Annotated in this window: 24 protein-coding genes and 1 tRNA gene; 8 read left to right on the forward strand and 17 right to left on the reverse strand. The window is 56.8% G+C overall.

Annotation, left to right across the window (positions count from 1 at the left end; translation table 11 throughout):
• Positions 1–71: 71 nt before the first annotated feature.
• Positions 72–779 (reverse strand): cytochrome c3 family protein, encoded by a 708-nt coding sequence (locus M4NBBH2_RS04330; protein ID WP_116269858.1) that lies wholly within the window; start codon positions 777–779, stop codon positions 72–74.
• A 220-nt stretch (positions 780–999) separates the two neighbouring features.
• On the reverse strand, positions 1,000–1,803 hold the full coding sequence (locus M4NBBH2_RS04335; protein ID WP_116269859.1) for a TOBE domain-containing protein: 804 nt from the start codon (positions 1,801–1,803) through the stop codon (positions 1,000–1,002).
• Between the two features lie 127 nt (positions 1,804–1,930).
• Between M4NBBH2_RS04335 and modA the strand changes: the two genes are divergently transcribed.
• The 3 genes from modA to modC are packed head-to-tail and all read left to right on the forward strand — an operon-like array spanning position 1,931 to position 4,526.
• Positions 1,931–2,692, forward strand: coding sequence for a molybdate ABC transporter substrate-binding protein (gene modA / locus M4NBBH2_RS04340; protein WP_116269860.1), 762 nt, complete (start codon positions 1,931–1,933; stop codon positions 2,690–2,692).
• Between the two features lie 38 nt (positions 2,693–2,730).
• The gene (modB, locus tag M4NBBH2_RS04345; RefSeq protein WP_116269861.1) at positions 2,731–3,426 is read left to right on the forward strand and encodes a molybdate ABC transporter permease subunit; all 696 of its coding nucleotides are present in this window, start codon (positions 2,731–2,733) and stop codon (positions 3,424–3,426) included.
• Entirely contained in the window at positions 3,423–4,526 is a 1,104-nt protein-coding gene (gene modC / locus M4NBBH2_RS04350) for a molybdenum ABC transporter ATP-binding protein (protein WP_116269862.1), read from the forward strand. The genes modB and modC overlap by 4 nt, the downstream gene beginning before the upstream one ends.
• 100 nt (positions 4,527–4,626) lie before the next feature.
• On the opposite strand, the gene purB is transcribed toward modC, so the two are convergent.
• A complete protein-coding gene (gene purB, locus M4NBBH2_RS04355) occupies positions 4,627–5,994 on the reverse strand; it encodes an adenylosuccinate lyase (RefSeq protein WP_022443199.1) in 1,368 nt (455 codons plus the stop codon).
• A gap of 321 nt (positions 5,995–6,315) precedes the next feature.
• Between purB and M4NBBH2_RS04360 the strand changes: the two genes are divergently transcribed.
• Positions 6,316–7,362, forward strand: coding sequence for a DUF72 domain-containing protein (locus M4NBBH2_RS04360; protein WP_160117815.1), 1,047 nt, complete (start codon positions 6,316–6,318; stop codon positions 7,360–7,362).
• Here the strand turns inward: M4NBBH2_RS04360 and murI are convergent.
• The 9 genes from murI to tsaE form a co-directional block, all read right to left on the reverse strand.
• Positions 7,346–8,194: a glutamate racemase gene (murI, locus tag M4NBBH2_RS04365; protein WP_116269864.1), complete on the reverse strand. Its 849-nt coding sequence runs from the start codon at positions 8,192–8,194 to the stop codon at positions 7,346–7,348. The two genes, M4NBBH2_RS04360 and murI, sit on opposite strands and share 17 nt — an antisense overlap.
• 2 nt (positions 8,195–8,196) lie before the next feature.
• On the reverse strand, positions 8,197–9,216 hold the full coding sequence (locus tag M4NBBH2_RS04370) for an L-threonylcarbamoyladenylate synthase (protein WP_116269865.1): 1,020 nt from the start codon (positions 9,214–9,216) through the stop codon (positions 8,197–8,199).
• A gap of 19 nt (positions 9,217–9,235) precedes the next feature.
• Entirely contained in the window at positions 9,236–10,402 is a 1,167-nt protein-coding gene (locus tag M4NBBH2_RS04375) for a 5-(carboxyamino)imidazole ribonucleotide synthase (protein WP_116269866.1), read from the reverse strand.
• On the reverse strand, positions 10,402–10,944 hold the full coding sequence (gene purE, locus M4NBBH2_RS04380; RefSeq protein ID WP_370685249.1) for a 5-(carboxyamino)imidazole ribonucleotide mutase: 543 nt from the start codon (positions 10,942–10,944) through the stop codon (positions 10,402–10,404). Before purE ends, M4NBBH2_RS04375 begins: the two co-directional genes overlap by 1 nt.
• 76 nt (positions 10,945–11,020) lie before the next feature.
• Entirely contained in the window at positions 11,021–11,911 is an 891-nt protein-coding gene (locus M4NBBH2_RS04385; protein WP_116269867.1) for a phosphoribosylaminoimidazolesuccinocarboxamide synthase, read from the reverse strand.
• Between the two features lie 104 nt (positions 11,912–12,015).
• Entirely contained in the window at positions 12,016–12,408 is a 393-nt protein-coding gene (locus tag M4NBBH2_RS04390) for a diacylglycerol kinase (RefSeq protein ID WP_022443192.1), read from the reverse strand.
• Positions 12,409–12,476: 68 nt separating this feature from the next.
• Entirely contained in the window at positions 12,477–13,541 is a 1,065-nt protein-coding gene (gene fba / locus M4NBBH2_RS04395) for a class II fructose-bisphosphate aldolase (protein WP_116269868.1), read from the reverse strand.
• Between the two features lie 103 nt (positions 13,542–13,644).
• The gene (locus tag M4NBBH2_RS04400) at positions 13,645–14,883 is read right to left on the reverse strand and encodes an N-acetylmuramoyl-L-alanine amidase (protein ID WP_116269869.1); all 1,239 of its coding nucleotides are present in this window, start codon (positions 14,881–14,883) and stop codon (positions 13,645–13,647) included.
• Positions 14,874–15,386, reverse strand: coding sequence for a tRNA (adenosine(37)-N6)-threonylcarbamoyltransferase complex ATPase subunit type 1 TsaE (gene tsaE, locus M4NBBH2_RS04405; RefSeq protein WP_116269870.1), 513 nt, complete (start codon positions 15,384–15,386; stop codon positions 14,874–14,876). Before tsaE ends, M4NBBH2_RS04400 begins: the two co-directional genes overlap by 10 nt.
• A gap of 169 nt (positions 15,387–15,555) precedes the next feature.
• Between tsaE and M4NBBH2_RS04410 the strand changes: the two genes are divergently transcribed.
• From M4NBBH2_RS04410 to lgt, 3 genes are all read left to right on the forward strand, one after another.
• Positions 15,556–15,631: transfer RNA gene (locus M4NBBH2_RS04410), tRNA-Thr, on the forward strand.
• A 365-nt stretch (positions 15,632–15,996) separates the two neighbouring features.
• Entirely contained in the window at positions 15,997–17,655 is a 1,659-nt protein-coding gene (gene ilvD / locus M4NBBH2_RS04415) for a dihydroxy-acid dehydratase (protein WP_116269871.1), read from the forward strand.
• A gap of 109 nt (positions 17,656–17,764) precedes the next feature.
• The gene (gene lgt / locus M4NBBH2_RS04420) at positions 17,765–18,556 is read left to right on the forward strand and encodes a prolipoprotein diacylglyceryl transferase (protein WP_116269872.1); all 792 of its coding nucleotides are present in this window, start codon (positions 17,765–17,767) and stop codon (positions 18,554–18,556) included.
• Between the two features lie 274 nt (positions 18,557–18,830).
• Here the strand turns inward: lgt and M4NBBH2_RS04425 are convergent, their stop codons facing one another.
• The 4 genes from M4NBBH2_RS04425 to M4NBBH2_RS04440 all read right to left on the reverse strand — a co-directional run bounded on the left by M4NBBH2_RS04425 (position 18,831) and on the right by M4NBBH2_RS04440 (position 20,859).
• Positions 18,831–19,175 (reverse strand): cell division protein ZapA, encoded by a 345-nt coding sequence (locus M4NBBH2_RS04425; RefSeq protein ID WP_116269873.1) that lies wholly within the window; start codon positions 19,173–19,175, stop codon positions 18,831–18,833.
• A gap of 25 nt (positions 19,176–19,200) precedes the next feature.
• Positions 19,201–19,479 (reverse strand): hypothetical protein, encoded by a 279-nt coding sequence (locus M4NBBH2_RS04430; protein WP_022443185.1) that lies wholly within the window; start codon positions 19,477–19,479, stop codon positions 19,201–19,203.
• Positions 19,480–19,554: 75 nt separating this feature from the next.
• On the reverse strand, positions 19,555–20,349 hold the full coding sequence (gene dapB / locus M4NBBH2_RS04435) for a 4-hydroxy-tetrahydrodipicolinate reductase (protein WP_116270584.1): 795 nt from the start codon (positions 20,347–20,349) through the stop codon (positions 19,555–19,557).
• A 6-nt stretch (positions 20,350–20,355) separates the two neighbouring features.
• Positions 20,356–20,859, reverse strand: coding sequence for an outer membrane protein assembly factor BamE (locus M4NBBH2_RS04440; protein WP_235005590.1), 504 nt, complete (start codon positions 20,857–20,859; stop codon positions 20,356–20,358).
• A 123-nt stretch (positions 20,860–20,982) separates the two neighbouring features.
• Between M4NBBH2_RS04440 and fur the strand changes: the two genes are divergently transcribed.
• Positions 20,983–21,471: a ferric iron uptake transcriptional regulator gene (gene fur, locus M4NBBH2_RS04445; protein WP_116269875.1), complete on the forward strand. Its 489-nt coding sequence runs from the start codon at positions 20,983–20,985 to the stop codon at positions 21,469–21,471.
• Between the two features lie 63 nt (positions 21,472–21,534).
• Here fur and M4NBBH2_RS04450 read toward each other — a convergent pair whose 3' ends face one another.
• Positions 21,535–23,136, reverse strand: a complete 1,602-nt coding sequence (locus tag M4NBBH2_RS04450; RefSeq protein ID WP_116269876.1) for a phosphoethanolamine transferase — start codon at positions 23,134–23,136, stop codon at positions 21,535–21,537.
• Positions 23,137–23,138 lie beyond the last annotated feature (2 nt).

A 23,138-nucleotide genomic window follows, 5' to 3' on the forward strand; every position in this document is an offset into this window, starting at 1 on the left:
TCAGCGCTATAGGCAAGAAAAAACCCGACAGTCAGAAACTGTCGGGTTTTTGGATCAGTGCTTAGGACTGATTACTGGGCGGCAACAGCGCTGGAGGCGGCAGCATCAGAAGCAGCAGCTTCGGAGGAAGCGGCGGCGGAGGCAGCGGCCGCGGCGGCGGCTTCAGCAGCAACGCTGGGACGCGGCTTGCCAGCGTTCACGGCGTCAGCGTCAGCCTGGGTGTTGAGGCCCGTGTAATCATGGCCGGCCGTCTTGTGGCATTCGATGCAGTTGACGGACGTATCCTTCACGAACTCAGCGTGGAAAGCAGCCACATCCGGGTTCTTGTCGTTCTTCATCTTGGCGAGGTTATGGCAGCCACGGCAGTTGGAGAAGCCGGTGGACTTCATGTATTCCTGAACGTCCTTGCTGAGTTCAGGAGCCATGGCCTTCTGCTTGTCATAGGTGTTCATGTGACCAGCAACCTGACCAAAGAAGGACTTGGAACCGGAAGTGCCCTTGTGGATCAGCATGCCGATGTACTGGAAGCCGTTGATCTCGTGGGTGGAACCATACTTCAGGTGGCAGTCAGAGCAGCCGGCGGTCACGCCAGACGGGGTCTTGGCGTGCTGGCCCTGATGATAGGCCGCATAGACATAATCCATGGAGTGGCAGAAGGAGCCGCAGAATTCAGTCGAACCGGCCCAGTGAATCACGGAATTGAACACACCGAAAGCGACGAGGCCGATGACAGCGCCGACGAGACCGATCAGGATGGCGCCACGTTTGCAGTTTTTCATAACTCAGTACCCTACTGTGCGTACAGCCTTAGAAGTATCGGGACTCTAAAGACTGTCACTTTTGTATTTTTTAGAAAAATAGAACTGAGGCGGACCTCTCCATATCCGGCTCAGGCGCCATAATATGCCGAAGAGTTAGAAAAGGGGGCTGCAGAGGTTTGACTGTGGTCAAACTTCTTAAGAGTCACTTAAGAAACCTAAAGAAACCTCAACTTAAGAACTAGTCCATTCGCGCGATAACAACAGCGTTCGACGCAACCGTTGCCTGGGCTTCCATACCCGGGGCAAGGTGGTGGTTATGCTTCGCGAACCCGATGACAATGAGTCCGGAAGGCAGTCGGAGCGCCACTTCGCCGCCTTTTTCGGACCGCGTGCAGCGCACAACACGCCCGGTCAGACGGTTATCCAGATTGGCATCAGGAAAGCTCTTCGCGATTTCAACCGCTGTGGCCTTCGCCGCGGCAATCATCCGGACACCAGGCTTAAGCCCCAGAAGCTGGGCGCTTTCCGCAGTAACAGACGCCTTAATAATGTTCTCTTCATCAAGCCGAAGGAAAACACGGACCAGCGCTGAGCCGTGTTTCACGTTTTCCACCACGCAAGGAAGATTGTTTCTCATGCTGGAAAGAATGCCGGATGTGGTGAGGTGGTTCGCCAGAGGCTGTTCGGCATCAGTAAAGCTCCGGAGCACCTCGCTTCGGGCCTGAGCGATGCGGTCCGCAATCTTCAGAATCTGCTCCCCCGTTACGGTGAGCGTGGTTCCGCCGCCGCGGTTTCCACCGACCAGCTTCTCGACCAGCTTTCCGCCAGCCAGATTCTCAAGCGTTTCAAGCGCCTGCCAGGCCGCTTTGTAAGAGACGCCAGACGCACGGGCAGCTTCAGAAATTGAGCCGGTTTCCTTGATTCGGCGGAGGATGTCGATCCGCTTATCGGATAAAGCCGCAAGAGAGCGGGTGAATTCGATCGGGTCAGCCTTATGGCCAGAGTCAGAAGTAGTGGTCGTTTTTTCCGAATTGTTTTGCATGACAGATGGCAATAAATGAGGGTAAGATTCGCTATTCAGACGCGATTATTCTAATTTAGAATAGCGCTGTTGAGTTAGCTGTATTTTATAACTCTATGTTTTATCCACTTCCTAGACAGGTAAGAATATGAAACTTTCTACTGCTGTTGTCGCCGGCGCTGTTGCCGCCGTCTTTTCCGTCGCTCTTCCGGCCGGAGCTGAAGAAATCCAGGTTGCAGTTGCTGCCAACTTCACGGCGCCTGCTCAGGAACTCGCTCCGATTTTCGAGAAGCAGACCGGCAACAAGGTGAAGCTGTCTTTCGGCAGCACCGGTGCTTTCTTCGCTCAGATCAATAACGGCGCTCCGTTCGACATCCTGCTCGCAGCTGATGATACGACTCCCGCCAAGCTCCTTGCCAACGGCAACGGTGTGAAGGGCTCCGCTTTCACCTATGCTCAGGGCAAGCTCGTGTTCTGGTCCGCCGATCCGAAGCTCGTGGATAAGGATGGCAAGGCTGTGAAGGAAATGAAGTTCAATAAGTGCGCTGTTGCCGACCCGAAGCTCGCTCCGTATGGCGAAGCCGCTTATGAAACCCTGAAGTCCCTGAAGCTCCTCGACAAGTATCAGCCGAAGTTCGTGACCGGTAACAACATCGGCAAGACCTTCCAGTTCGTGAAGACCGGCAACGCTGAGGTTGGTTTCGTTGCACTGTCCCAGGTTTACAAGAACGGCAAGATCACGGAAGGCTCCGGCTGGATTGTTCCGTCCAAGTACTATCAGCCGATCCGTCAGGACGCGGTGCTCCTGAAGCACGGCGAAAAGAGTGCCGCTGCCAAGAGCTTCCTCAAGTTCCTGCAGTCCGCTGAAGCGAATAAGCTGAAGCAGTCCTACGGCTACGCCACGCACTGATAGGGCGAACCGCATTAAACCTCAGGTAGATTCCCAGAATGTTCAACGGCATTGAATTCACGTGGGAAGAACTGCAGCCGGTGTTTGTCAGTATTCAGCTTGCAGTCCTCACGACCATATTTCTCGTGATTCTCGTCACGCCTCTGGCGTGGTGGCTTTCGAGGAAGAAAACAACGGCGCGTTCCGTGATCAGCTCTATCGTTACGCTGCCTATGGTTCTGCCGCCTACTGTTCTGGGTTTCTACATGCTGGTCTTCATGGGACCGAACGGACCGCTCGGGAAACTTACGGAGTCGCTCGGCATCGGGCTTCTCACCTTTACTTTCCCGGGCCTTCTGATCGGCTCTATGGTTTATTCACTTCCCTTCATGATCCAGCCGCTCCAGAATTCTTTTGAGGCTCTGGGACCTGTCCCGGGGGAAGTGGCCGCAACGCTGGGCGCAACGCCGCTCGGCGCGTTCTTCAGAGTCATTGTTCCGCTCTGCAAACCTGGATTCCTTACCGGTATTGTTCTCACCTTCGCGCACACCATCGGCGAATTCGGTGTCGTACTGATGATCGGCGGCAATGTGCCTGGGAAAACCCAGGTTGTGTCGACCGAGATCTACACTTTCGTGGAAGCGATGGAGTATGACAAAGCGCATGTTCTGGCGGGCGGCATGCTGATCTTCTCCTTCATCGTGCTCTTCGTGCTTTCGATTCTGAATCACCGCTCCGGGAGGTCCAAGGCATGAGCGAAGAGAAAAGAACAGGCGGCAGCATCCGGCTGCACCTGAAACGGGGGAAAGATTTCTCCCTCGATGTTGAATTTGAGCTGAACCAGTCCGGCATTACTGTGCTTTTCGGGCCCTCCGGATGCGGAAAGACCACGATCCTCCGATCGGTTGCGGGTCTTGAGCATGCCAAGGGCAGGGTTGTCATTGGGGACGAGGTCTGGCAGGACGATGAAAAGAAGATTTTCGTTCCGACATGGAAGAGACCGCTTGGCTATGTGTTTCAGGGAGCGAGTCTCTTCCCTCACATGACAGCCGGACAGAATATCCGTTTCGGTCTTCGCTATCCCCGGGGACGGGGTACGACGGAAGAGCGTATCAGTGAAGCTGTGAAGCTTCTGGGACTTGAGAAGCTGCTGGATCATAAGCCCGCGCAGCTCTCCGGCGGCGAGCAGCAGCGAGTCGCTATTGCCCGGGCTCTTGTGCTGAACCCAAAGATTCTGCTTCTCGATGAACCGCTCTCGGCATTGGACTGGGAGCGCCGCCAGGAGATCATGCCGTGGATTTCGAGAATCCGCGACGAGCAGCATCTTCCGATGCTGTATGTCACGCATTCGGCGGATGAGATGGCGCGTCTCGCGGATAACGTCGTGCTGATGGAGCGGGGACGCATCAAGGCTCAGGGCAGCGCTCAGGATATTCTGAGTCGGTTCAAAACGCAGGCAGAAGTGGGTGAGGCCCGGGAATCCATTCTGGAAGGCCAGACGGCTGAGCGGGATGAGAAGTACGGACTCGTCCGTGTCGCTCTGTCCGATTCCGACGCGTCGCTCTGGATTCCCGATTCAGGGCTGAGTCTGGGGAGCCGCATCCGGATAGGGCTCTTCGAGCGGGATATTTCTCTCGCACTGACGCCTCACACGGACACCAGTATTCAGAATGTCATTCCGGTTGTTGTGAAGTCAGTCGATCGGAAACCGGGAGACGCGCAGGTCGGTGTACTGCTCTCTGTCGGCAGTCAGCAGCTGGTTGCCAGAATCACCGCCAGATCCTGTGATCATCTGGGTATCGCGCCTGGGTGCCGGCTCTGGGCCCAGATCAAATCGGTGGTGATCAAGTCCTGAGTTACCGCAGGATAATTGGATTCATTCGTTTCAAAACAGCAGACAGAAAAAGGGCAGGCCTATTGAAAAGCCTGCCCTTTCTTATTTAGAGACGCTGATCTCAGGCGCGCTTCGCGAGCTCAACCGCCTTGCCGATATAGGTCGAAGGCTTGAGTTTCAGGAGACGGTCCTTCGCCTCGGCCGGGATCTCGAGCTTCTGGATGAAGTCAGCGAGCACGGCTTCCGTGATGCCATCCTTGCCGCGGGTCAGAGCTTTCAGCTGCTCGTAGGGCTTCGGGACACCATAACGGCGCATCACGGTCTGAATGGCTTCTGCCAGCACTTCCCAGGCGCTGTCGATATCAGCAGCGATCGCGGGGAGGTTGATCTGGAGTTTGCCAAGACCGCGCTCGAGGGCGTTGTAGCCGACGAAGCAGTAGCCGAAAGCGACGCCCATGTTGCGGAGCACGGTGGAGTCCGTGAGGTCACGCTGCCAGCGGGAAATCGGAAGCTTGCCGGCCAGGTGATTCAGGAAGGCGTTGGCCATGCCGAGATTGCCTTCGGAGTTCTCAAAGTCGATCGGGTTCACCTTGTGCGGCATCGTGGAGGAGCCGACTTCACCGGCCTTCAGCTTCTGGTGGAAGTAACCGAGCGAGATGTAGCCCCAGATGTCACGGTCCATATCGATCAGGATCGTGTTCGCGCGGGTGATTTCCTGGAAGAGTTCAGCCATGTAGTCGTGCGGCTGGATCTGGATCGTGTGCGTATCGAAGCTGAGGTGCAGGCGGTTTTCGATCACGTTCCGGGAGAAAGCTTCCCAGTCCTTCTCGGGGTAGGCAATGATGTGAGCGTTGAAGTTGCCGACAGCGCCGTTCATCTTGGCGAGGATCTGCACGTTCGCGATGGCGTCCATCACGCGCTGCAGACGCACAGCAAAGACCGCGAATTCCTTGCCGACTGTCGTCGGGGAAGCGTGCTGGCCATGGGTACGGGCGAGCATCGGGACTTCAGCCCACTCGTGGGCAAAGCCGGCGACCGTGTCGTGAAGCTTCTTCAGGAAGTCGAGGAGTTCCTTGCGGCCTTCAGTCAGCATGAGCGCGTGGCTCGTGTTGTTGATGTCCTCGGACGTGCAGGAGAAGTGCACAAATTCGGAAGCCTTGGCGAGCTCGGCGTCGTGAGCCACCTGAGCCTTGATCCAGTATTCGACCGCCTTCACGTCGTGATTGGTGGTCTTTTCGATGTCCTTGATCTGCTGGCAGCTTTCAACCGTGAAGTTCGTCACGAGGCCGCGCAGGAAAGCCTTGCCGTGCTCGGAAATTTCGCTGAGTTCAGGCAGACCGAATTCAGAAAGGGCGATGAGCCATTCCGTTTCAACCTGAACACGGGCTTTCATGAAGGCGTATTCAGAGAAGATTTCACGCAGCGCGTCAGTCTGCCGGGCATAACGTCCGTCGAGGGGGCTGAGGGCTGTAAGAGAGGAAAGATCCATTTCGATATGATCCAGAATTGAAAGAAAAAGTCGTTAGCCGATCAATTTTAACAGTCGCCGTATGACTTTGGCGTTGATAAGGGCGCAACACAGAGAGTCTGTGCCGTGTATAGGCGAGGCATAACCGGAAAGCTCTGAAACCGATAAGATGAAGAAGAAGGGAGCCAGTTTTCGGGGCTCCCGCGAGAAGGAAGATTCCTATTTTTCCCTCAAAGGACACAGATGACAGCTGCCGCAGGTTCTCCGCTTGATGTATCAGTGGGGTTGCCGGGAGGTTGGAGTGAGGATCTTTTCGGTGACAGGCCGGATGACGGTCCGGTTATGCCTCAGCCCCAGACTGAAGAAATCCGGCGCCTCGCGAGGATTATTCCCCGCTCGGTGAGGCTGGGCTCGTGTTCATGGGCTTTCCCTGGCTGGAAGGGAATTGTCTGGAGCCGTTACAGCGGCGTTCAGGACCTGGCAAACGAAGGACTGAGAGCCTACAGCAGTCATCCCTTGCTTCGGACGGTCGGTGTAGATCGCGCTTACTACAGACCGCTCACCGTTGGACAGTACTGGCATTTCGCTGAGCAGGTGCCGGATGACTTCCGTTTCCTGGTAAAAGCGCCGGCGGCTGTTACGGACTGCATGGTGCGGGGGGCAAACGGAAGACCTCTGCGCGAGAACGCGTTCTTTCTGAATCCTGAGAAAGCAGCGCAGGAATTTGTTCATCCGGTCATTGAGGGACTTGGAAAGAAGGCCGGGCCTCTTGTTTTCGAAATGGCTCAGGTGCCTCGTGAACTGATTTCAAGTGCCGAGAAAAGAATCCGTCTGGTGGAAAGGATCGGGGAGTTTCTGAATCGGCTGCCGAAGATCGGCGAAGAGGCGGAGAATGCCTTTTACGCGGTGGAAATCCGTACCCCGATTATCTATACGCCGAGGTTTGTTTCAATGCTTCGAGGAGCTGGTGCGAGGCTTGTCACGGGGCTTCACCCGACAATGCCGGACGTCGCGCGGCAGACCAACGCCCTTCATATGATGGATTGTCCGGAGGCGGAGTCCCCGGAGGATTTTCGGCTTGCGGGGCCGCTGGTTGTGCGGTGGACACTCGCCATGGGAGACCGCTTTGATGACGCGAAAAGGCGTTACGAGCCGTTCTCAAAGATCCAGAGGCCGGACCCGGTCACACGAGAAGGCATTGCGACTCTTATTCTTGCCGCGATCCGCGGCGGACAGCCGGCCTATGTGGTGGCGAATAACAAGGCGGAGGGGTGCGCGCCGCTCGGCATGGTAGCACTGGCTGAACGGCTCTCAGAGCGGCTGACAGAGGAGCGCGACAGAGACGAGCAGGAGAAACTCCTGCCGACTCCCCCTAAAGCTCATCCCTGAGAGGCGGCCAGGCTTCTTCAAGGCTTTCCATACGGACTTCAGGAGACCAGAGCTTCTGAAGTGTTTCCGTACGGGCATCCGGATTCCCCGTGCACCAGAATCTGGAAATGGCTGAGGCACCGGCAGTTTTCCGGATGGATCCTTCCTCAGTCAGTCTCTGAGCGAGGAATCGGGCAACAGCGGGGCTCGGGTCAATGATGACAACATCTTTTCCGGCCACCGCCTGTATTTCGTCCGCAAGGAAAGGGTAGTGCGTGCAGCCAAGAACGAGCGTATCGGCGCCCTGATCAATCAGGGGGCCCACGTACTTCTCAATAATGCGGCGGGTCTTCGGCGTGTGAAATTCACCTGCTTCGACCTGCTCCATCAGTCCAGGGCACGCGACCGGGATCACCCGGTCATTTCCGGCGAAGCGCTCGATCAGGCTCTCGAGACGATTCGATGTAATGGTCCGTGTTGTAGCGAGCACCCCGACAACTCCGTCTTTTGTCATCCGTACAGCAGGTTTGACGGCGGGCTCGATACCGATCACGGGGAATGGGAACTCTGCTCTCAGCCGGTCAATGGCTGCGGATGTCGCGGTGTTGCAGGCCACGACAATCGCCTTCACGCGGTGGGCTGTGAGAAATCCCGCGATCTTCATAACGCGGTCTTCAATCCAGCTTCCAGGGCGGTCGCCCCAGGGAGCTTTGCCGCAGTCACAGGCAAAAAGGAGGTCCTCAAGCGGAAGGGCCTTACGGATTTCCCTCAGGACAGACAGACCGCCGAGACCGGAATCCAGGGCTCCGATCGGAAGCGATGGATCCCGCCAGTCATAATTGAGTGAAGCCATTTTCAGTGTTGTCCGGAGGCGGCAGGCTTTGGTGCGCTGGCTCTTGAAAGACGGTCATTCACAGCGTTCCAGAGCGAGCCCTTCGGCGGGCGGGCAATGAGGATGTGAGAGGTGCCGGCTTCATCGAGCGCATGGAGGTTGGCATACAGCCGGGCCGCATACTCAGGCTCGGATTCAGCGGACTGCAGACGGAAAACCGCGTTCGCCGGACACCGGCCAAGAATGCTTTCGGGCGCCAGTACGGCACAGGTTTCGGGAGCGAGAGATGCGGCGATTTCAGGAATCGCATCTTCGTCCGCCAGAGTCACAGGTGTGACCGGGGCGTAATGACTCTTCAGCTGACCGGAAACCTTGGGAGACGAGGGTTTCGGATTGACGACCGGGCGGCCCAGTGCTTCTTCCAGCATTTCACGGGTCACGGCACCGTACCGGAGCAGTTCGGGCTCGTCACTCGCGAGATTGATGATGGTCGATTCAACGCCGACTGTGCAGGGGCCGCCGTCCAGAATCATGTCAACTTTGCCATTCGGCTTGACACCGAGGTCATGCAGCACGTGCTCAGCCGTGGTAGGAGAAATTCTTCCAAAACTGTTCGCGGAGGGACCGACGATTCCGCGATGGCGGGGACCGGAAAATGCCTCAAAGAGGGCATGTCCAAGCGGATGGGAAGGGCACCGGAGGCCGACGCTTCTCTGACCTCCTGTGACCCATGAGCCGCAGCGTTCTGCCCGGGGAACCACCATGGTGAGAGGGCCCGGCCAGAATTTTTCCGCGAGGAGCTGAGCAGCAGGCGGCATTGGATCCGCCCACCAGCTGATGCTTTCCGCATCCGGCAGATGAACAATCAGCGGGTGCCAAGTCGGTCTCTGCTTGGCGGCAAAGACCTTGCCGACAGCCGCTTCATTATCGGCATCAGCTCCGAGTCCGTACACGGTCTCTGTCGGGAAAGCGACGATACCGCCGGACTCCAGTATGGCGACTGCGCGTTCGATCTCGCGCTCCTGCTCTTTTGTCAGCTCCATTTTTCCTACTTTTCCAAAATTACACCGGGGTCGGCAGCCTCAGGATGACAGCTACCTTTTTCGCGCGCTCAAGAGCCTCTTCGGGGGTCTTCCCAAGGCAGGTGACGTGCCCCATCTTGCGGCCGTGACGGGCTTCCGCCTTGCCGTAAAGGTGAAGTTTCACACCCGGAATAGCGAGCACCGCATCCCAGTCCGGTTCCTTCAGCCCATCAGCCGTTTCCCAGGAATCACCGAGGATATTCAGCATAACGGCCGGGGAAAGCAGCGTGGTATTGCCGAGCGGGAGTCCCGCCATCGTGCGGACCTGCTGCTCAAACTGGCTCGTCATGCAGGCCTCGATCGTCGCGTGACCGGAGTTATGCGGACGCGGAGCGGTCTCATTGGCGACAACAGAGCCGTCTTCCAGAATGAAGAATTCGATGCAGAGCACACCGATATACTTCAGGCCGTTCGCGATGCGAATGGCGTAAAGGCGGGCTTCCGCTTCGGCGTCTTCAGGAATACGGGCCGGAAGCACGGTTTCCGCGAGGATGCCGTTTTTATGATGGTTTTCGAACACCGGGAAAGTGGCGCTTTCGCCATCAAATCCGCGGCAGACGATCACGGAGCATTCGGTCTTCAGCTGCAGCTTCTTCTCGAGAATGCAGTCGACGGAACCGAGTGAGTGATAGGCCTGAAGAAGGTCTGCGGGAGTGTCGACCGAAACCTGACCCTTGCCGTCATAGCCGAGACGCGCGGTCTTCAGAATGCCGGGGAAAAGATCCGGATCAGCGTCAACGCAGTCTTCATCAGACAGAATGGCGAGGTGAGGAGCCACCGGCACGCCGGTAGAGGCGATAAACGCCTTTTCCGCGCTGCGGTCCTGGGAGATCGCCACCGCTTCAGCGAGCGGAGCCGTACGGCAGCCCTTCTCTGCGAGATATGCGAGAGAAGGCGACGGAACATTTTCAAATTCGGTGCTGACAGCGGGGCAGATGGAGGCAATTTCGTCCAGTGCTTCCCGGTCTTTATAGCTTCTCTGAATACGGCGCGCGGAAACTTCTCCCGCGGGGCTGACTTCACCCGGATCCAGAACCAGAACGTGATACCCGAGGCGCGAGGCGGCCGAACTGAACATACGGCCGAGCTGACCGCCGCCCATCATTCCAAGCCAGGAGCCGGGCGGAAGCGCTTTCGTGTTTTTCATCAGCAGGCCTCGGAGAAATCGTCGGTCGGAAGCACCATGTCGCGGGCGGCCTGGTTCTGAGAGGCGCGGAACTGCTCAAGCTTCTCAGCGAGCGTGTCGTCCGTCATCGAGAGCATTCGGACCGCGTAAATAGCGGCGTTCGCGGCGCCGGCCTCACCGATAGCGAAAGTGGCGACCGGAACCCCCTTCGGCATCTGAACGATGGAGTAGAGCGAGTCCTGCCCCCGGAGGTACTTGGAGACACAGGGAACACCCAGAACCGGGAGTGTGGTCTTGGCGGCCAGCATTCCGGGCAGGTGGGCAGCTCCGCCGGCACCGGCGATGATTGCCTTCAGCCCTCTGGAGCGGGCTGTTTCTGCGTAGGCGAACATTTCGTCCGGCATGCGGTGCGCGGAGACGACCTTAGCCTCAAACGGAATGCCGAACTGCTCAAGGATCTTGCAGGCGTTGCTCATGACATCCCAGTCGGAGGACGAACCCATAACGATGCCGATCAACGGCTTTTTATCGATTTTGCTGGTCATTTGTGATTCTGAAGACATGCGGTAAAAAAATTTGACGGAGGAAGGGATAGTGTCCCGACCTCCGTTGTGAGCGAGTCAGCTGCAGACTGCTATCTCAGCCGAGCTTGATGCCGGCGAGGCGGAACAGAGCTTCGCGATATTTCTCGCTCGTCCGCTGAATAACCTCTTCCGGCGGAACCGGCGGCTCAGACTTCTTATCCCAGCCGGTCGATTCAAGCCAGTCGCGGATGTACTGCTTGTCATAGGAGGGCGGCGAAATGCCCACATTGTACTGATCGGCAGGCCAGAACCGGGAGGAATCCGGCGTCAGCACTTCGTCCATCAGGCGGATATTGCCCGCTTCATCAATGCCGAACTCAAACTTGGTGTCGGAAATGATGATGCCCTTCGTGGCAGCGTATTCAGCCGCCTTCTTGTAGAGCGTCAGGGTGGCGTCGCGGATCGTCTTCGCGACATCGCCGCCGTAGCGCTTCACGCATTCTTCATAGCTGATCGGTTCGTCATGCGTGCCGATCGGGGACTTGGCGGACGGGGTGAAGATCGGCTCGTCGAGCTTCTGGGACATCTGCAGCCCGGCCGGGAGCTTGACACCGGAAACCGACCCATCAGCCAGGTATTCCTTCCAGCCGCCGCCGGTCAGATAGCCGCGGGCCACGCATTCGATCATGATCGGCTTCAGTTTCATCGCCACGACGGAACGGCCGCGGACCTGGTCAGCTTCTTCCGGAGCGACAACGGACAGCGGATCGATGCCGGTCAGATGATTCGGCAGCACGCCCTTCAGCTGTTCAAACCAGAAGTTCGTGAGTTGGGTCAGTACCTGTCCCTTGTAAGGAATCGGAACCGACAGGATGAAATCGAACGCGGAAATGCGGTCGGTTGCAACGATGAGCAGCTTGTCGTCGCCAACCGCATAGCTGTCCCGAACCTTGCCACTGTATACGAGGGGCAGTGACTTCAGGCTGGTTTTCAATAGACCCTGCATGGGTGATCTCCAGAGGAAGTGACAAAATAACCTGCGATTCTTTATTTTACTGCTGCAGAAAACAGTGATTGTTGCCCGCAGGGTTATTTTGCGGCGTTTCGCGCCTAGGATAAAAAGTAGTCAAGCAGTACGCCGATCCAGATACAGGCATCAGCAAAAATGGTGAGCAGCACGGCGAGGCTTCCCAGATCTTTCGCCTTCTTGGAGAGAGGGTGAAGTTCGGGGCCGATCCGGTCGATGGCGGCTTCAACTGCGGAGTTCAGTGTTTCCACGATCAGAAGGAGAAAAACAGAAAGCACGAGGAGCGCTGACTGGGTCCAGCTGACGGGAAGGAGAATGGCAACAGGAATCAGAATGACGGCGAGAATGGCTTCCTGACGGAAAGCCTGTTCAGTTGCCCAGATGGCACGAAACCCGTCGCACGAGTAGTGAAATGCATTGAAAAGCCGGGTGAACCCGGTGCGGCCTTTGAGGTCGGCTGCGTCTTGCTGTGGCATGAATTACGGTCTCAGAGAAAAAGGAAGCGGCACGGATTGCATCCGCGCCGCTTGTCTGCAGAAAAACTTTAGAGAGTCTTTTGCGTGATCGTGCCGTCTGAGTAGCCGCGGGCGAAAGCATCCAGAGGAATCGGGTGGATCTTCGCGCCCTGACCTTCGCAGCCGAAGGCGAGGTAACGGGACTTGCACATTTCCTTCTCTGCCTTGCGGGCGGCCTTCATGAAGGCGCGGGGATCGAATTCGCTCGGGTTCTCGAAGATGAACCGGCGGATGGCAGCCGTCATGGCGAGACGGATATCCGTGTCAACGTTCACCTTGCGGACACCGTGCTTGATGGCGGTCTGGATTTCCTTGACCGGAACGCCATAGGTTTCGCGCATTTCACCGCCGAACTTACGGATCTCGGCGAGGAACTCCTGAGGAACGGAGGAGGAACCGTGCATGACGAGGTGCGTATTCGGGAGACGGGCGTGAATTTCCTTCACGCGGTCAATCGACAGAATTTCGCCCGTGGGTTCGCGGGTGAACTTATAAGCACCGTGGCTCGTGCCGATCGCGATAGCGAGGGCATCAAGCTGGGTCTCGCGGACGAAGTCAACTGCCTGATCCGGATCGGTGAGCAGCTGCTCACGGGTCAGCGTGCCTTCAGCGCCCTGACCGTCTTCTTTTTCACTGGTCAGTGTTTCGAGAGAGCCGATGCAGCCGAGCTCGCCTTCGACGGACACACCGATGCAGTGAGCCGTTTCAACGATGCAGCGGGTGGTTTCGACGTTGTACTCGTAAGTGGACACCGTCTTGCCGTCAGGCATCAGGGAGCCGTCCATCATCACGGAGGTAAAGCCGTGGCGCATGGCGCTGACACAGGACGCCTTGCTGCGGCCGTGATCAAGATGCATGGCAACCGGGATGTCCGGGTAGGACTCAACCGCGGCGCGGATGAGGTGTTCGAGGAAGAGCTCACCCGCGTACTTGCGGGCGCCTGCGGAGGCCTGAAGGATAACCGGGGCACCGGTTTCCTTGGCTGCTTCCATGATGGCCTGAACCTGTTCGAGGTTATTGACGTTAAACGCAGGAATACCGTAGCCGTTCTCGGCCGCGTGGTCGAGAAGCTGGCGCATTGCAACAAGAGCCATCTATTAAGACTCCGAAAAATGGTTTTTTGGGGAAGATATCGCCTAAAAGGTGGGGATATTTTAACAAAGGAGGGTGCCTTTCATATCCCCAACCCTAGGAGTATCAACCCTGAATAACGGTCTTATCTTTTCTCACCTGGCGCTTGATGCCGGCGAGAATTCCCTTGGCCATGCTGAGCTGGTAATCGTCGTTCCGGAGCTTCTGCTCCTCCCCGGGGTTGGAGATGAAGGCGGTTTCAACCAGAATGGACGGAATCCCCTGTCCTTTCAGAACAGCAAATCCGGCCTGCTCCACCTGAGACTTATGCAGATCATTCAGCTTGCCGATCTCCTGCAGCACTGAGTGGCCGAGAGCAAGGCTGTAGTTGATCTTCCAGGTATTCGACATATCAACCAGAACGTTCTGCACGGAGCGCTCAACCCCCTGAAGGTTGATGCCGCCGATCTTGTCGGCATCATTCTGCTGCTTCGCGAGCCAGCGGGCTGCGGCGGACGAGGCTCCTTTTTCAGAGAGTGCAAAGACCGAGGATCCTTTGGCGTTCGGCGAGATCCAGCCGTCGGCATGGATGCTGACGAAAAGCTTCGCACCGGCTTTCTGAGCAAGGTTTACACGCTCTCCCAGCGGTACGAAGAAGTCGCTCCGACGGGTCATGCGGGCATCAATTTCATCATCCTGGGCAATAAGGTCATTCAGCTTTCCAGCGATGGAAAGCACGATGTCCTTCTCGTGCGTTCCCATCTGACCGCTCGCGCCCGGATCCTCTCCGCCGTGCCCCGGATCAATCATGACGAGAAGTTTTTCCTTGCCGGACTTCGAGCGCGGCGAGGAATTTCCCTGGCCGTTTCTCGCCGCATTCTGCTGATTGATAGCAACCGCGAGCGGATCATCTGAAGCCGCGATGCTGCGGTTCGGATTCTTCGGATAAAGGTCAACCACCAGGCGCTCTTTATAGGATGCGACAGGAGGAAGCTCGAAAATCTGAGGCTTGACGTCCTCCTTCAGCTCCACCACCATGCGGACAACATTCGGCTGGTACTGACCCAGACGGATATTGCGGATGTTGGGGTCGTTCGGGGACACTTCCTGCACGAGCTTCTTCAGATGATCCGAAAGAGCAAGTCCTTCAATATCAATGACCATGCGGATCGGCGGATTCTCCCGGACGACAAAGGAACGGAATTTCAGTTTTCCGTCATGCTCAATCGTGATTCGGGTGTATTCGTCCGCAGGCCAGATCCGGACATCGACGATGCCGGCCCCGTAGGCGATTTCCCAGGGAAAAAGGGAGAGCAGCAGCGTGCCGCCGCTGCCCAGTAAAAGATTCCGTCGCTTTATTGCCATGATTCCTCAACCTCTTTTGCGACAATGCCTCCCCACTCATTCTCAGGGCAGAGTTTCGCTTCGCGCCCATCACCTTTCAGATCAATGAGGATCAGAAGATCGGCTGGCGGCAGAAAGGGTTCCGCCTTATCCGGCCACTCGCAGAGCGTCATGCGTCCGGCGCCGAACAGATCTCTGAAGCCGGCTTCCTCAAATTCTTCCGGGGATTCAAACCGGTAGAAGTCAAAGTGATTGATGGCGAGCCCCTGAACAGAATACGTTTCCACCAGCGTAAAGGTCGGGCTCCGGACCCGGCCCGTGAAACCGAGCGCACGCAGCAGCGCCCGGGTCAGCGTGGTTTTCCCAGCACCCAGAGTCCCCTGCAGCCGGATATTGAGTCCCCGGTCTGTGATTTCCTTGCTGTGTTTCAGAACGGCTTCCGCCAGGCGCTTCCCGAGCAGCTCCGTTGAGGCCTCATCAGGCAGCACGAACGAAAGAATTTCTTTCTGAGTGGATTCCGGCATGTTCAGCTCTTTCCGGCAGTCACGTGCCGGGTATTTCTAGTCGAACTTTTATTTTAGGGCATCGAAAGAGGCGGATCCGGAATTGAAACAATTTTTCTTGCGTTTTTAAATTTTCTCCGCTAAAATACAAACTCTGTTCGCGAAGCCGAGTTGTCGGCTTGGCCTGGTTGCCGGTGTAGCTCAGTTGGTAGAGCAGCGCATTCGTAATGCGAAGGTCGGGAGTTCGACTCTCTTCACCGGCACCATTCAATTGACCCGTACTGATGAAAGCAGTGCGGGTTTTTTATTGTCTGAACAGAAGACTGTTGAGCAGACCTCTCAATTTTCATCTCTGCACTGTTTTATCTCAGATTCCTTCTCAGGAAACAGCCAGGAAGTTCCCGGTAAAAACTGTCTGGCGGGCTGAGATTCTCCCAAAAAGCGTGAAATCCCGTGTGCCTATAGCATCCGGGATATTTTTTTGCGTTTACCCTTTTTATGCCATTCACAATGTCGGAAAATATATACAATTGAGAAATGACAATTGGCAGACGACAGGTTTATGACCATTAACGAGCCGACTCTTCCGTGAGCCGACAGCCTGCCAAAAAAAGAAAAAGTGGAGAAACATATGCGCAGTGACAAGATGACCAAGGGCCCCTCCGCCGCTCCGAGGCTTGCACTCATGAAGGCCCTCGGCCTGACTGATGAAGAAATCGATCGTCCGCTGATCGGCATCGTCAGCTCGAAGAACGACATCGTCCCGGGGCACATGAACCTGGATAAGGTTGTGGATGCCGTGAAGCAGGGGGTTGCCCTTGCCGGCGGTGTGCCGCTCGTCTTCCCGGCCATCGCGGTGTGCGACGGCCTCGCGATGGGGCACGAGGGCATGAAGTACTCGCTCGTTTCCCGTGAGCTGATTGCGGACTCTACGGAATCCATGGCCATTGCCCATCCGTTTGACGGTCTCGTGATGGTGGCGGCCTGCGATAAGAATGTTCCGGGCCTCATGATGGCAGCAGCCCGCATCAATATTCCGACGATTATCGTTTCCGGCGGCCCGATGCTTGGCGGCTACTTCAAGGGGCATAAGGTTACGGTCTCTTCCGTCTTTGAAGCGGTCGGCACATTCCACGCCGGAAAGATGTCCGCGGAGGAACTCGGCGGTCTCGTGAATGAAGCCTGTCCGACCTGCGGTTCGTGTGCCGGCATGTTCACCGCGAATTCGATGAACTGCATGACGGAAGTGCTCGGTATTGCGCTTCCGGGGAACGGGACGATTCCGGCCGTGATGTCTGAGCGTATCCGTCTCGCGAAGAAGACCGGCATGCGCATCATGGATCTGGTCCGCGACAATGTTCTTCCCCGCGACATCATGACCCGCAAGGCATTTGAAAATGCCCTGATGCTGGATATGGCGCTTGGCTGCTCCACGAATTCCATGCTCCATCTCCCGGCTATTGCCCACGAGTGCGGAATCGAGATTGATCTCGCGGAAGCCAACGAGATTTCCAAGCGCACCCCGAATCTCTGCCATCTGTCACCGGCTGGCGAAGACACCATGATGGATCTGGACCGCGCGGGCGGTATCCCTGCTGTCATGCATGAGCTCGCAAAACTCGGCCATCTGAATCTTGACTGCATGACAGTGACCGGAAAGACGGTCGGCGAAAACATCAAGGGCCATGAAGTCCTGAATAATGAAGTGATCCGTCCTGTCACGAATCCCTTTATGAAGGAAGGCGGCATTGCTGTTCTGAAGGGCAATCTGGCTCCGGACGGCTCCGTTGTGAAGCGCTCCGCGGTTGACCCCGCGATGATGGTTCATCAGGGTCCGGCCCGTGTCTTCGACTGCGAGGATGATGCCATTGCGGCTATTTACGGCGGCAAGATCAATCCGGGCGACGTCGTGGTGATCCGCTACGAAGGTCCGAAGGGCGGTCCCGGCATGCGTGAGATGCTGAACCCGACTTCCGCCATTATCGGCGCGGGACTCGGCAGCACGGTGGCTCTGATCACTGATGGCCGCTTCTCCGGCGCGAGCCGCGGCGCCTCGATCGGCCACGTGTCTCCTGAAGCCGCTGAAGGCGGCCCGATCGCTCTTGTGCATGAAGGTGATCAGATCGCGATCGACATCAATGGCAATACGCTGAACGTACTCGTCTCCGACGAAGAGCTTGCCCGCCGCAAGGCTGAGTGGAAGCCGCGTAAGCCGAAGATCACGACGGGCTATCTGGTCCGCTACGCGAAGCTTGTGAGCTCCGGCATGAAGGGCGCGGTTCTCAGCTGATCCTGAGGCGCGTCACAAAAAGTCACAAAACACGGGACGCAGAGTCAGAAATGACTCTGCGTCTTTTTATTTAGAATGGGCTGTTCCTTTTTTTTTCGGGATAACTTCCATGTGGGTGCATCCTCAGTTCAATCCGATCGCTTTTTCCGTAGGGCCGCTGTCCGTGCATTGGTACGGCCTCATGTACCTAGTCGGTTTCGCGTTTTTCTATCTTCTTGGCCGTATTCGCGAGAAGGAGAAGTGGCGCGGTCTGTCGGGGGAAGACGCGCTTGAGGATCTGCTTTTCTATGGCATTCTGGGTGTCGTGCTGGGCGGCCGTATCGGATACTGTTTCCTTTATCAGCCGTCTTACTTCATTCAGCACCCGCTCGAGATCTTCGCAATCTGGCAGGGCGGCATGAGCGTTCACGGCGGCATGATCGGCTGCCTGCTTGCGATGCTGTACTTCAAGCACAGGCACGGTGTCGGCCTTCTGAAGACCGCGGACTTCGTGACGCCGCTGGTTCCGGTGGGGCTTTTCTTTGGCCGTATCGGCAACTTCATCAATGGAGAACTCTGGGGACGCGTGACGACGCCGGATTTCCCGTTCGCCATGATTTTTCCGGAATCCGGGACGATGCAGCCCCGCCATCCTTCCCAGCTTTACGAAGCCGGTCTCGAAGGTATCGTGCTTTTCTGCGTGATGTGGTTCTTCTCCCGGCGCCAGAAGCCTGAAGGCGCAGTGACGGGGCTTTTCTGCCTTGGTTACGGCATCATTCGCTTCTGCGTGGAGTTTGTCCGTGAGCCGGATTCCTTCCTGGGGCTCAGGGCGCTTGGCCTTTCCCAGGGACAGTGGCTGTCGCTGCCGCTGATTCTTCTCGGTATCTTCCTGATTGTCCGGGCTTACCGGGTACGCCGCTGACGGGCTGCGGCGCAGCATAAAAGGAAAGGGCCGAAGCATCTGATGCTTCGGCCCTTTTGATTGGATCCCCGCAGATTCCGGTGGGATACGTATCCTGAACCGAGGGTTCAGGGCGGTCGCCTCCAAGGCGGAAATGGTTCGAACAAACGCGTGTTCGTTAACGCAATCGGCCAATGAGATCAGCGGCCTAGCACAGTGTGCATTGGTTCTGGAACATTGGATCCCATGGTTCCGGAGCCCGCGGGGAAAGGCTTGATGACTTCTATTCTATGCCTCAACTCTCGGGCTGAGGAGGCTGCTTTTCGGCAGGACTATCGTCGCTCCCAATGCGAGCCACAGCGGCCTCACACTGTTCCCGGAGCTCCGAGAGACGGGCGGTAGCTTCACTTTCCATGGCTTTGCTGCGCTTTGCTGCATCCTCGTAGTCAAGGCGCCCCCAGATGAGATCCAGGGCAACCATGACTGCGACCTGATCGTAACCGAGGACGCGGCCAGATTCTCTGATCGAGCGCATCTGGCGGTCAAGCTCCTCGCCGCATGCGCGCAGCCGGTCTTCATCTTCGGGTTTGACCCCGAAGTGAAAGACCCGATCCATGATATTCAGAGAAAGATCTGACATAGCGGTTTGCCGTACTCAGGAAATATCAGCCAAAAGTAGCGGGAGAGGCAACAGAAGAGACAGGCTCTTCTTCGATCGGTTCGATATTGGTGTCCTTCGTCAGCTGTTCGATCAGAAGACCGATGCGGATGCCCGTATCTTCCAGCTTCTGACGGGTCTGATTGAGTTCGTCACGCGTTCCGTTAAGCTCGTTCTGAGTGTCGGAAAGCTGCTGCTTCAGCTGCTCGTTTTCCTTGTGCAGGTTGTCAGCACGCTGAACCAGCTGGGAAATGATGGAGTCAAGTGCGTCAAGTTGTTCTTGCATTTTCTGATGCCTAAGAAAAGAGAGGTAATCCTGTCGTCTGCGGTTGCAGTTACGGCAGCGGAAACGTTATTCGGCTCAGCGGCTGGCTCCGAGCACGTCGGACATGGAGTAGTACCCCTTATCCTTCGTAGACAGGAACCGGGCTGCCGTGAGAGCGCCCTGAGCGTAGCCCTCGCGGGTTGTGCTGTTATGGGTGATTTCAACCTGCTCGCCAGTGCCGGCGAAGATCACCGTGTGCTTGCCGACGACATCGCCGCCGCGCAATGCTGCAAAACCAATTGTCCCATTCTTTCGGGGTCCCGTGTGTCCTTCGCGGGAAAGAACGGCAACTTCGTCGAAATTCTGGCCCCGGGCCTGCGCGACCCGGCGTCCCATTTCAAGAGCCGTGCCGGAGGGAGCGTCCACTTTGTTGCGGTGGTGCATCTCAAAAATTTCAACATCAACGTCTGAGAGGAGACGTGCCGCTTCTTCAATCAGTTTGAAGACCGCATTGACGCCAAGAGACGTGTTCGGGGCGAGCAGCACCGGAACCGATTCCGAGGCGGCTTCCAGCGTTTTCTTTTCTTCAGCCGTAAAGCCCGTGGTGCCGATCACAACGGCGGTACCTGACGCGGCGCAGACCGGCAGATAGGTGAGGGTGGCTTCAGGACGCGAGAAATCGATCAGCACGTCGCAGTCACGGAGTGATTCGATATCATCGGTGACGGTAACGCCGGTCGTGATCCCGGAAGGAACGCCGGCATCCTTGCCGATCGCGCTGCTTCCGCTGTGACCGAGAGCTGCGGAGAGCTCCATATCAGGCGCTGCGAGCACGGCTTTCAGAAGCATCTGACCCATGCGGCCGTTGATTCCAGACAGAGCGACTTTAATCATTGGCTATTCCTTTTTGGTCTGAGCTGCGGGAGCAGAGGCCGCAGGCGCGGAAGCCGCAGGCGCGGAAGCCGCGGTGCTTGCGGCCGGAGCAGCCTTCTTGGCGGCTTCGGCTTCTTCAGCCTTCTTGTCACCGAGGATCATCAGATCGGCTTCGGTTTCATCCGGCATCTTATCTGCTTCCCAGTGATCAACACGGCCCGCCGCATTGAAGTAGACAATGAGCTTACGGGTTTCGGTTTCACCGCTGCGGCGATTCACGTAGTAGACGTAATTCCAGCGATCCGTATGGAAGCGATCCTGAAGAAGCGGCAGGCCGAGCAGGAACTGAACCTGCTCCTTCGACATGCCCTTTTCCAGCTGCCCCACCATTTCAGAGGTTATAAGATTGCCCTGATAGACATCAGGACGGTAGGGGTGCAGGAACGTCGGCGTCCATTTGGCTGCGCTGTCCCATGCCCGCGAAACCGTCTGGCATCCGCTGAGAGTCAGGCAGGCTGCTGCCAGCATTGAGCCCGTCATTAGTTTTTGCAGGAATCTCATTATCTAATCAACTTATCAAATGGCAATGCCTTGTTTCAGATACACTCGTATCATAAAGGCAAAAGCTTCTTTGTACCTAGGTTTGAGAATATGAAAGACACATCTCGTAATCAGTCTGCCGAGCTGAAGCACGCGGGGCTGAAGGCAACCGGTCCCCGGATGAAGATTCTGGAAATTTTCCAGGAAGCTTCTCTTCAGGGAAAGCGGCACATGTCAGCGGACGACGTTTACAAGGCCCTGCTCGCTGAAGACATGGATGTTGGCCTTGCAACTGTCTACCGCGTGCTGACGCAGTTTGAAACGGCTGGAATTCTGATTCGTCACCATTTTGACACAGACTATGCCACTTTTGAGCTGGATGACGGCTATCACCACGATCATCTGGTCTGCCTGAAGTGCGGAGCTGTCGAGGAATTCGTCGATCGTGAGATCGAAGAGCGTCAGAATGAAATCGCCAAGCGCTTCGGATTCAAGCTTGAGAGCCACTCGCTGTCGCTTTACGGTATCTGCTCCGCCTGCCAGAAGAAGGAAGCGGAAAGGAATAAGAAGCGCGAAGAGGGGATGGGGAAACCGGAGTAAAGCCCCGCGTATTCGTCTGAATACCAAAGAGCCGGAGAGAATCTCTTCTCTCCGGCTCTTTTCTTACTTGCTTCTGAATCGGATCGCGGGGTCTTCCGGCAGTTCGTTGTACTGCCTGTCACCGAAGACACGGATCTTTGTGTCACTGCCTTCGCTCCAGAATTCAGGTGCATGACGGATGTTTTCGTTGCTGACCCGGATACCCATCCAGTCAGCCAGCCCCTCAAGCATCCGGAACCCGGTTCGGTAGGCCGGATTGACCTGGTGTCCGTGGCTGTCAGAGGAGATTCTGAAGAAGGGCACCTCGTAATTCTGGCGATGATCGTAGCCGTGCTCAAGCTCTTTTCCTGAATCCGTGCCGGGCTTCTTCTCCATGGAGAGGCCATGGTCAGCGAAGTACACGAGAGACCAGGAGCCGCCGGCATTGGCCTTCAGGAGATCCACCGTACGCTCGACGAAGGAATCCATCATGCGGTATGTCGTGAGGTAGCAGTCCATCGCGCTGTCACCGACATCAAATGCGGCCGGCCGGCCGGAAAGCCGGGTGCAGAAAGTCGGATGGGAGCCCATCAGATGAACGAAGAGAACCCGGGGCTTGCTGCTTCCCGCTTCCTGCTTCAGCGCCGCGCGGATCTTCGGCAGCAGCATATCGTCATCCACGTTGGCGTCGGCGTAGTTCCCCTTAAGCCAGACCGTGTGATGGCTTCTGACACCGATCTGAGCGATCGGATTATCAAAGGCGCCGCCGCGCCCCTGGTTCGAGATCCACCAGGTGTCGAACCCCGCGGCATTCGCGAGCGTGACGATGTTGTTTTCCTTGCTGTAGCGGTCGGTGCCAGGCGTGTTGTAGGAGAGCAGGCGCGGGAGAGAAATGCCGGTATTGCCGCCCGGGGCAATGAAGTTGCTGAAGAAAGTGCCGTTCGCGCGGTTCAGATAAGGAGTCGTATCGAGCGGATAGCCGTAGACCGACGCGTAGTCGCGGCGCTGGCTTTCTCCGATGATCACAACATAAGTCTTGTACTGAGGCTCGGCTGACGTGACTTTCCAGGAGGGCGGCAGAGCATTTGCTTCTTCGCGGAGCTCCTCAGCCGAGTACCACATAGTGGTTCCGAAACTGTGGAAGAAGGACGCGGTCTGGATCTGATCGTAGGTCTTTCCGCTTCCATAAGACACGAACCAGGCAATCGCGCACGCGGCAAGCCCCGTGACGAAACCGGTTTTCCTCGGAATCTTCACCTGGCCGAAGAAATGGATAGCGGCAAGTCCGGCAAAAATAAAACCGATCGCCTCGGCAAAAAGCTGCCAGGGCGTATTCATCAGAAATTCCTGGGTTTCCGCCGGCGTCGTCTGCATGAGGGCGATAGCGACGAGAATGCTGGGCTTCCCGTAAAGAATGCCGGCCGGGAGGTAGCAGCCAAAGATGAGAACCAGAGGGATCGCGATAAACCAGCGGGAGATCTTCCACTGACTCAGTGTGAAGAGCGTGAGAATCACGAAGAGGATGTTTTTCCAGTCCCAGAACTCGCGAAGCGTGTGGTCTCCATAGGTGAGGCCCATCGCTGCGGGCAGCATCAGAGCAAAAATAAGCGCTCCCGCAATAGCAATCGGCCAAGCAAGGGGCGACCGGTCGAGAGACCGGAGGAAATTTCTGATAGTTGAAAGCATAG

Source organism: Mesosutterella multiformis, from assembly GCF_003402575.1.
GTDB classification, from domain to species: domain Bacteria; phylum Pseudomonadota; class Gammaproteobacteria; order Burkholderiales; family Burkholderiaceae_F; genus Mesosutterella; species Mesosutterella multiformis.